8 protein-coding genes, 1 tRNA gene and 2 rRNA genes (1 of these 11 cut by a window edge) are annotated in these 9,120 nt (G+C 45.6%); 7 read left to right on the forward strand and 4 right to left on the reverse strand.

The genetic code is table 11. The features are described from left to right. Nucleotides 1–329 precede the first annotated feature (329 nt). Together ACYZ97_RS07365 and ACYZ97_RS07370 are read left to right on the forward strand one after the other, a co-directional pair. Entirely contained in the window at nt 330–683 is a 354-nt protein-coding gene (locus ACYZ97_RS07365) for a hypothetical protein (protein WP_473297824.1), read from the forward strand. A gap of 180 nt (nt 684–863) precedes the next feature. Then, on the forward strand, nt 864–1,280 hold the full coding sequence (locus ACYZ97_RS07370; protein WP_473297825.1) for a hypothetical protein: 417 nt from the start codon (nt 864–866) through the stop codon (nt 1,278–1,280). A 408-nt stretch (nt 1,281–1,688) separates the two neighbouring features. On the opposite strand, the gene ACYZ97_RS07375 is transcribed toward ACYZ97_RS07370, so the two are convergent. After that, nucleotides 1,689–2,207, reverse strand: coding sequence for a PAS and helix-turn-helix domain-containing protein (locus ACYZ97_RS07375; RefSeq protein WP_473297826.1), 519 nt, complete (start codon nt 2,205–2,207; stop codon nt 1,689–1,691). Between the two features lie 136 nt (nt 2,208–2,343). On the opposite strand from ACYZ97_RS07375, the gene ACYZ97_RS07380 reads away from it, so the two are divergent. The 5 genes from ACYZ97_RS07380 to ACYZ97_RS07400 all read left to right on the forward strand — a co-directional run bounded on the left by ACYZ97_RS07380 (nt 2,344) and on the right by ACYZ97_RS07400 (nt 6,708). After that, nucleotides 2,344–3,057 carry a CoA transferase subunit A gene (locus tag ACYZ97_RS07380; RefSeq protein ID WP_473297828.1) on the forward strand — a complete coding sequence of 238 codons (714 nt, stop codon included), beginning with the start codon at nt 2,344–2,346 and terminating at the stop codon, nt 3,055–3,057. A gap of 2 nt (nt 3,058–3,059) precedes the next feature. After that, nucleotides 3,060–3,704, forward strand: a complete 645-nt coding sequence (locus ACYZ97_RS07385) for a 3-oxoacid CoA-transferase subunit B (protein ID WP_473297829.1) — start codon at nt 3,060–3,062, stop codon at nt 3,702–3,704. A gap of 79 nt (nt 3,705–3,783) precedes the next feature. Continuing rightward, entirely contained in the window at nt 3,784–4,971 is a 1,188-nt protein-coding gene (locus tag ACYZ97_RS07390) for an acetyl-CoA C-acetyltransferase (protein ID WP_473297830.1), read from the forward strand. 215 nt (nt 4,972–5,186) lie between these two features. Then, nucleotides 5,187–6,343 (forward strand): IS3 family transposase gene (locus ACYZ97_RS07395; protein WP_473297831.1). Its coding sequence is split into 2 segments (ribosomal slippage): nt 5,187–5,448 and nt 5,448–6,343, totalling 1,158 coding nucleotides; the frame shifts between segments, so codons are not numbered across the junction. Between the two features lie 113 nt (nt 6,344–6,456). Further along, a complete protein-coding gene (locus ACYZ97_RS07400) occupies nt 6,457–6,708 on the forward strand; it encodes a hypothetical protein (RefSeq protein ID WP_473297832.1) in 252 nt (83 codons plus the stop codon). A gap of 275 nt (nt 6,709–6,983) precedes the next feature. Here the strand turns inward: ACYZ97_RS07400 and ACYZ97_RS07405 are convergent. The 3 genes from ACYZ97_RS07405 to ACYZ97_RS07415 all read right to left on the reverse strand — a co-directional run. Continuing rightward, nucleotides 6,984–7,060 (reverse strand) — tRNA-Met (locus ACYZ97_RS07405). Nucleotides 7,061–7,162: 102 nt separating this feature from the next. Next, a 5S ribosomal RNA gene (rrf, locus tag ACYZ97_RS07410) occupies nt 7,163–7,277 on the reverse strand. A gap of 77 nt (nt 7,278–7,354) precedes the next feature. Then, nucleotides 7,355–9,120, reverse strand: a 23S ribosomal RNA gene (locus tag ACYZ97_RS07415) (it continues 1,043 nt past the right edge of the window).

Below are 9,120 nucleotides of genomic sequence, written 5' to 3' on the forward strand. Positions count from 1 at the left end.
TAAAGATATTAAATGTGCTAAAAAATCTACATTTTGAATTTCCAGATGATACAAAAAAATGTTAGCGAGTTGGTACATGCTGGTGAACCGGGTATAGCCTTAGAATTATTAATAGCCCCGCTGAATGAATATAACGGTAAAATAAATAAAAAAGTAAATTACTTCTCGTTGAATCTGCTAAATACATGAAAATGTCAAATATATTAATTCAGTATATAAATGAAATAGATATATTATAATAATATATTATATATTCTATATAAATAATGTTTTTAATTTATATTTTGACTAGGTTCAGGGTCTGTTAATTTTGAGGATTCCTATTTCGGTTGATTTATGATTCATTGGTTTTATTCCGTTGTCATCAAGTAAGAAATAGAAAGACAACGCATTTCAATGATGCCAGTGTATTAGAAAGAAAAGCACAAGAAACGTTTATACAACAGCTGGAAAATACGGCTGTCATGGTAAACACAACAATTGTTTATCATAACAAGCCTATTAAACCTACGGATAACTCAAAAGATAATGATAATAAAACGCCACCGTCGATAACAAATTCTGATTCAGGAAATACAAAACCTATAAGTCCTGATGGTGATGGGAATGATTCAAATAGTAATTCTAATAAATCTAATAATAATGCTAAAAATGATTCTAAAAAGATTGAAAGTGGTCTTTAATATCAATAACATATTCAAAAACTTAAAAACATCGGAACACCCACAAATGAACAGTATGCTAATTTTGCAGAACGTATTATGAATAATCCATCAGCTGTACGAGATTTAGGGCAAGGGAGAACTGCTATTTGTATGTTAGAATACGTACAATAGTTATAAAAAACAGCGTAACAGGTGATTATGAAAATATACAATATCAATGATGATCAGGTCATAATGTTCTTTTCAAAAAAAGAACTTGAAGGGATAAGTTATATAACAAAAGAAGTGTTGAAGCGCATCGAAAAATGGGAGTTTCCTATTATAACAGGGTTTAATTGGGATGATGGATTGGATTTTTCAAATAGATATAATGCTATGAATGATCTATCAAATGGACCAAATACAATCGGCCTTGAATTTAAAGTGCCTCGTTCAGATGTTATTAAATTGCATCAATTTCTGAATGAGGCTGTTTATGGACTAAGTTTACCTTTAACTAATGAATATACAACCAATATGCGAAATCGATTAGAAAGTGCATTATTAGTAAGCCACCAATTTATATTAAGAGTTGATTATCCCATTGATAAATACCTACATCGTTCATATGACTGACATCATATTTATGGCACTATCAGAATAATTTTGCGTTTGGCGGTAGCATGATATTTTGAGGGATGAGCAAGTCAGAACCTGCTTTCAAAATTGTAAGAATGTCCACGATCAATCAAAATGTTTATTGAGGCAGGCTTATTTGAAATGTAGTCCCGCCCATATCATTGTCCATGACTGTGATTGACCCATCCTATATATCGATAATCATTTGCACAAGTGATAGTCCTATACCGGTGCCGGGTTTATCGTTCCCCGATTTGAAACATACAAAGGGTAGAAAAGTACCCCCTCTTTCCTCAGGCGCTATGCCTATGCCGTTATCCGAATTTCCAATATGAAAGATTGATCTGCTGACCATGTGAGCAATGCAGCTACTGGGCGATGTCTCATATCCGGATAAAGTCAATTTTATCGTGAAAAATGTGCAATCAGTTCGGCTGTATTTCTGGCGCCGGTCAAGCGGGCAATGCGTAACCTATGCGTCTCCACCGTGCGTTTCGACAAGCCTAACTCAAGCGCAATATCGGCGGATGTTTTCCCCTGGGCGACAAGGGTAAGAATCTGCAATTGGCGTTCAGTCAACCTGTCCTGCGCCTGCGCCACTGGGCGGCTCATCGCTTGAAAACAATAAAGCGCCTCGGCAAATGGATCAGCCTGATGATAGGAACGGCCATTGACCTGACACCAGAATTTTTCCCCTGCTGCATTGGCCATAATACGTTCATCATAATAGATCATCGCACCGGCAAAATGCTTGCTCCATACTTTGCCGACCCGGATAAAATCGGCAATCGCCGGATAAAGGCGGGCAAAGCTGCCACCAACAATCTCATTACGCTCATAACCGAAAAGATTGGCAAATTGCGCATTACAATCACGGATGATGCGATGCACCGCATAAACAACCGGAACCGGAATTTCATCCATGTAAAACGTCAAAGGCTTATGCATTTAGACAATACGGTCTTATTCGAGAATAACAAATATTACGTATAAATACTACTTATGAGGGCCATTTTTCAAGCGTAATTTAACTGAATGCATCACGAGCAGGGAGGCTGAATTGCAAAAACAATATGCAAATGCGGTTGAAGCGTTATCGGGCTTACTGGCAGATGGTCAAACGATCATGTGTGGGGGCTTCGGATTATGCGGCATACCGGAAACATTGATTGAAGCTGTTAAACTTTCAGGCGTTAAAAACCTGACTGTCGTATCGAATAATGCAGGGGTTGATGGAATCGGTCTTGGTATTTTGCTGGAAACACGCCAGATCAAGAAAATGATTTCTTCCTATGTCGGGGAAAACAAGCTCTTTGCCGAACAATTCCTTTCCGGCGAACTGGAGCTTGAATTCAATCCACAAGGCACACTGGCTGAGCGTATTCGTGCAGGTGGTGCGGGCATCCCTGCCTTTTACACTAAGACAGGCGTTGGCACCATCATTGCCGATGGCAAGGAACTGAAAGAGTTCAAAGGTGAAACCTATGTAATGGAAACTGGTCTTTTTGCCGATATCGCCCTTGTCCATGCATGGAAAGGCGACCTTGAAGGCAATCTGGTCTATCGCAAGACAGCCCGTAACTTCAATCCGGTTATGGCAACTGCGGCCAAAACAACCATTGCCGAAGTCGAGCACTTGGTAAAACCGGGCGAAATCGACCCTGATCATATCCATACACCGGGCATCTATGTATCCCGTATTGTGCACGAACCAAATCCTGTCAAACACATTGAGCAACGCACAATACGCGCCCGCAACGGGGGAGGACAATAATTATGGCTTGGACAAGAGATGATATGGCCAAACGGGCGGCCAAAGAACTGCGCGACGGCTTTTATGTAAATCTGGGCATTGGTATTCCCACTCTCGTTTCCAACTACATACCCGCGGGCATGGATGTATCATTGCAAAGTGAAAACGGTATGCTCGGCATGGGCCCCTTCCCTTATGAAGGCGAAGAAGATGCTGATCTTATCAATGCTGGCAAACAAACCATTACAGAGTTACCAACGACCAGCTATTTTTCAAGCGCTGACAGTTTTGCCATGATCCGTGGCGGACATATCGATCTATCCATTCTCGGTGCCATGCAGGTATCCGAACAAGGCGATATCGCCAACTGGATGATTCCGGGAAAAATGGTCAAAGGCATGGGGGGCGCCATGGATCTGGTAGCCGGTGTCAAGCGCGTTGTCGTGGTCATGGAGCATGAAGCCAAAGGGCAGCCGAAGCTGTTAAAAAAATGCGACCTTCCACTGACCGGTCAAAACTGCGTTGATATTGTCATCACAGATCTGGGCGTCTTTTCTTTCGAGAAATCAGGTGGAAAAACATCCATGTCGCTGATCGAGCTGGCCGATGGTGTCTCTGTCGAGGAAATCAAAGCCAAAACGCAAGCTGCGTTTAGCATTGCCTTGTAATTGAATACCGTACGACACGCCTTACCCTTTTAAAGCTTGGGGACTTCCCCAAGCCGATTTTCTTTCCAAGGATATTCATATGACAAAAGACCATAAAAACGCCGTTGTCATCGTATCGGCTGCCCGCACGCCTGTCGGCTCATTCAATGGCGCCCTATCGACATTATCCGCCCATCAGCTTGGTGCTGCCGTTATCAGCGCTGTTGCGGAACGTGCCGGCATCCGGCCTGATGAAATTGACGAAGTTATCTTCGGCCATGTTCTGACAGCTGCTGCCGGACAAAATCCGGTTCGCCAAGCTGCAATCGCAGCCGGCTGCCGGCAGGAAAGTACGGCCATCAGTATCAATCAGGTTTGTGGATCGGGTTTACGCTCTATTGCACTTGGTATGCAGCAACTACAATCGGGTGATGCCGATATTATCGTTGCCGGTGGCCAAGAATCCATGTCACAAGCACCACATGCCGCACTTTTGCGGACAGGCATCAAAATGGGTGATTGCGCTATGGTAGATACCATGATCAAGGATGGTCTCACCGATGCTTTCAACAAATACCATATGGGAATTACAGCTGAAAATGTTGCGCGCGAATTTTCTATTAGCCGCGCTGATCAGGACCATTTCGCCGTACAATCCCAAAACAGGGCTGAGGCAGCACAAAAAGCCGGTCATTTCAAAGACGAGATTGTTCCTGTAACAGTCAAAACGCGCAAAGGTGACATTGTCGTATCAGAAGACGAATATATCCGCCACGGTGCCACCCTTGAACAAATGGAAAAGCTGCGTCCGGCTTTTGACAAAGAGGGAACCGTTACTGCAGGCAATGCTTCCGGCATTAATGATGGCGCTGCCGCCGTTATGTTGATGCGTGAAGAGGATGCCCTCAAACGCGGACTTACTCCCCTTGCCCGCATTACCTCATGGGCAACCGCCGGTGTTGCACCTGAAATCATGGGAACAGGCCCTATCCCTGCGACCAGAAAAGCCTTGGAGAAAGCAGGTTGGTCAATTGCCGATCTTGACCTTATTGAAGCCAATGAAGCTTTTGCCGCACAAGCCTTGGCTGTATGCAATACGCTGAAACTTAATCCGGAAAAAGTCAACGTCAATGGTGGCGCCATCGCCATCGGCCATCCGATCGGCGCATCAGGCGCGCGTATTCTCAATACACTATTATTCGAAATGAAGCGCCGTGACGTCCATAAAGGACTGGCAACCCTCTGCATCGGCGGCGGCATGGGCATTGCCATGTGTATAGAGAGATAAAGATAAAAGATGGCCTATTGTCTTACTTAGTTACGGTTCTACCAATTGCGCTTGCGCCTCTACCGCCAGAACAAGGCGGCGGATCATGTGGAACACATGGAACTTATAGAACAAGCAGGACCCAACGAGCTCTATAAAACTACGAAGTTAAGACCTGGACTTGCCCTGTAAAAGTGGAGAGCTTCTGTTAAAATATAGCGACAGGAGTAAGAGCATTGAAACGACGAGCATTTAGTGAAGATTTCAAACGCGAGGCCATAAGGATTGTTTCGACCAGTGGTCGCAGTGTTTGTGTTGTTGCAGATGAGCTAGGAATAGGCAAATCAACCCTTGAACGCTGGCGTCGTGTTTTCAGGGAGGAAAGCCTTCTTGCTGGCCCGCACGAAGATATGGGGTTAGAACTTGCGCGTTTGCGTAAAGAAAATGAAATCCTGCGACAGGAACGCGATCTTTTAAAAAAAGCAACGGCCTTCTTTGCACGGGAGACAAATCGATGAAGTTTGCCTTTATTGATCGCGAGAAGGCCGTTATGTCTCTGCCGCGTTTATGTCGACTGGCCGGTGTCAGTGTCAGCGGTTATTATGCATGGAAACACCGCGTTCCCAGCCGCCGGCAATTTGATGATATGATTGTGTTGGCGCATATTCGCGATTGTTTTTCACTCTCGCGTCAAAGCTATGGCAGCCCGCGTATATATGCTCAACTATGCGATGATGGCATCGTTGTCTGTCGCCATCGCGTAGCACGATTGATGCGGGAAAATGGCTTGAAGGCACGCCAGAAAACACGCTTCAAACGGACGACGGATAGTCATCACGATCATCCGATTGCCCCCAATCTTCTGGATCAAGACTTCACATGCGAGGGGCCAGACCAGAAATGGGGTGCTGATATCAGTTATATCTGGACGACTGAGGGCTGGTTATATCTTGCTATTGTTGTTGACTTATATTCACGCCGGATTATCGGCTGGGATATAGGGGAACGAATGACAAAGGAATTGCCAATTCGGGCTTTGAAGAAAGCTATTGCTCTGCGCAATCCGGCTTTGGATCTTATCCATCACAGTGACAGGGGCAGCCAATATGCCAGCCATGATTATCGCAAGGTGCTTGAAGATAACGCTATTGTGGCATCAATGAGCGGCAAGGGAAACTGCTATGACAATGCCATGGTTGAGACGGTCTTCAAGACAATCAAATCGGAACTCATCTGGATGACGGTCTTCCAGACACGCAAACAGGCCATAAAAGCTATTGGCGAATATATAAACGGGTTTTATAATCCAATCAGAAAACATTCCGCTCTTGGATATAAATCACCTATTCAATTCGAAACCGAAAAACAAAAAATGAAAGAATTGGCTCTCTAATAAATACGGGCAAGTCCAGCTGTGCTGAGGAATATGATGCAAGGCTCTTTAAAGACTTCGAAGCTAATGCAGCCTTAATAATTAAAGACATAAAGAAATTTAGCACCAGATTTATGGATGCTGTAAAAAAACAATTGCCTCATGCTGAGGTTCAAACAGGCAACGTAACTTATTATGATCCATATTTTGCAAATCCTCAAAATTTTAATCCATATTTTTATAAGCACTTTCGATATCTCTACCAAAAAGAATATCGATTTGTATGGAAAGCCAACAGTACAGATAAACTAGAATATTTTGACATTGAGCTTGGCCCAATGAACGATATTGCTGAGTTTCTAGAAGTAAAACCTGATTTAAAATGATATTTCTGTATGGCTTCCTTACCGGTGCGCCTGTGAGATGATTTGACTGTTGGCGGTCTGCCCTGCCCTAATTTCTTTTTATAAGGAGATTTAAGAATGCAAAAAGCCCCTAACCATTTGATAGTTAGGGGCTTTTTTTAATGTTTGGTTACGTTGGCAGGATTTGAACCTGCGGCCTTCAGGTTATGGTGAGGTTACGAACGACGAGCTCCCATCGCCAGCGAAGATGAAGTCTTCGCGCCAGCGATAATGTTACATGATCATATATAGGGATTTGGTTGCGGGGGCAGGATTTGAACCTGCGGCCTTCAGGTTATGAGCCTGACGAGCTACCGGGCTGCTCCACCCCGCGTCAAATATTTTGGGCTGTAAGGAATGAGCCTGTTTTTAAATTAATAATTTGGCATTGACTGCCATTGTCGTGAGAGAATTTAATATTTGATGAGTTTTGCAGACCTGGCAGCGACTTACTCTCCCGTGCCTTAAGACAAAGTACCATCAGCGCTGGAGCGTTTCACGGCCGAGTTCGGAATGGGATCGGGTGCAGCCGCTCCGCCATAACCACCAGGTCGGCGAAGCTCATCAAAGTTTCAAGAAGCTGGATTTATTTGAGATAATATTTTTTGAATAAATATGGGTAATGGGAACGATCAAGTCGATCGAACGATTAGTATCAGTAAGCTTCATGTGTTGCCACACTTCCACACCTGACCTATCAACGTGGTCGTCTTCCACGGTTCTCAGGGAATACTCGTTTCCAGGTGGGTTTCCCGCTTAGATGCCTTCAGCGGTTATCCCGTCCGTATATAGCTACCCTGCTATGCGGCTGGCGCCACAACAGGTCCACCAGAGATACGTCCATCCCGGTCCTCTCGTACTAGGGACAGATCCTGTCAATATTCCTACACCCACGGCAGATAGGGACCGAACTGTCTCACGACGTTCTGAACCCAACTCACGTACCGCTTTAAATGGCGAACAGCCATACCCTTGGGACCTGCTCCAGCCCCAGGATGCGATGAGTCGACATCGAGGTGCCAAACAACCCCGTCGATATGGACTCTTGGGGGTCATCAGCCTGTTATCCCCGGCGTACCTTTTATCCGTTGAGCGATGGCCCTTCCACGCGGGACCACCGGATCACTATGACCGTCTTTCGACTCTGCTCGACTTGTCAGTCTCACAGTCAGGCAGGCTTATGCCATTGCACTCGACGAACGATTTCCGACCGTTCTGAGCCCACCATCGCGCGCCTCCGTTACTCTTTAGGAGGCGACCGCCCCAGTCAAACTACCCACCATACACTGTCCTGGATCCGGATAACGGACCGCAGTTAGACATCCATGTCGATAAGGGTGGTATTTCAAGGATGACTCCACAATGGCTGGCGCCACTGCTTCAAAGTCTACCACCTATCCTACACATGCCGACACGAATGCCAGTGTAAAGCTATAGTAAAGGTGCACGGGGTCTTTCCGTCTAACCGCAGGAACCCCGCATCTTCACGGGGAATTCAATTTCACTGAGTCTACGTTGGAGACAGCGGGGAAGTCGTTACGCCATTCGTGCAGGTCGGAACTTACCCGACAAGGAATTTCGCTACCTTAGGACCGTTATAGTTACGGCCGCCGTTTACTGGGGCTTCAATTCAATGCTTGCACATCTCCTCTTAACCTTCCAGCACCGGGCAGGCGTCAGACCCTATACGTCGTCTTGCGACTTCGCAGAGCCCTGTGTTTTTGGTAAACAGTCGCTACCCCCTGGTCTGTGCCACCCCCATCCGGTTGCCCGAATAAGGGTCACGCTTCTTCCGAAGTTACGCGTGCAATTTGCCGAGTTCCTTCAACGTAGTTCTCTCAAGCGCCTTGGTATTCTCTACCGGTCCACCTGTGTCGGTTTCGGGTACGGTCTATATGTGGGAGCTATTTCCTGGAACCGCTTCACTGCAACATCAATCCAATAAGACATTACAATTTACGCGATCCGTCACTTCCCACAGGTCCACGAATATTAACGTGGTTCCCATCGACTACGCCTTTCGGCCTCGCCTTAGGGGCCGACTAACCCTGCTCAGATTAACTTTAAGCAGGAACCCTTGGACTTTCGGCGAGGGAGTCTCTCACTCCCTTTATCGTTACTCATGTCAGCATTCTCACTTCCGATACCTCCAGCGGCCCTCACGGGTCCGCCTTCACAGGCTTACGGAACGCTCCGCTACCACTTACTCATAAGAGTAAATCCACAGCTTCGGTGTATGGCTTTAGCCCCGTTACATTTTCGGCGCAAAGACCCTTATTTAGACCAGTGAGCTGTTACGCTTTCTTTAAATGATGGCTGCTTCTAAGCCAACATCCTGGTTGTTTTGGGATCCTCACATCCTTTCCCACTTAGCCATAACTTGGGGACCTTAGA

This window comes from Bartonella sp. bp_1 (genome assembly GCF_055808085.1).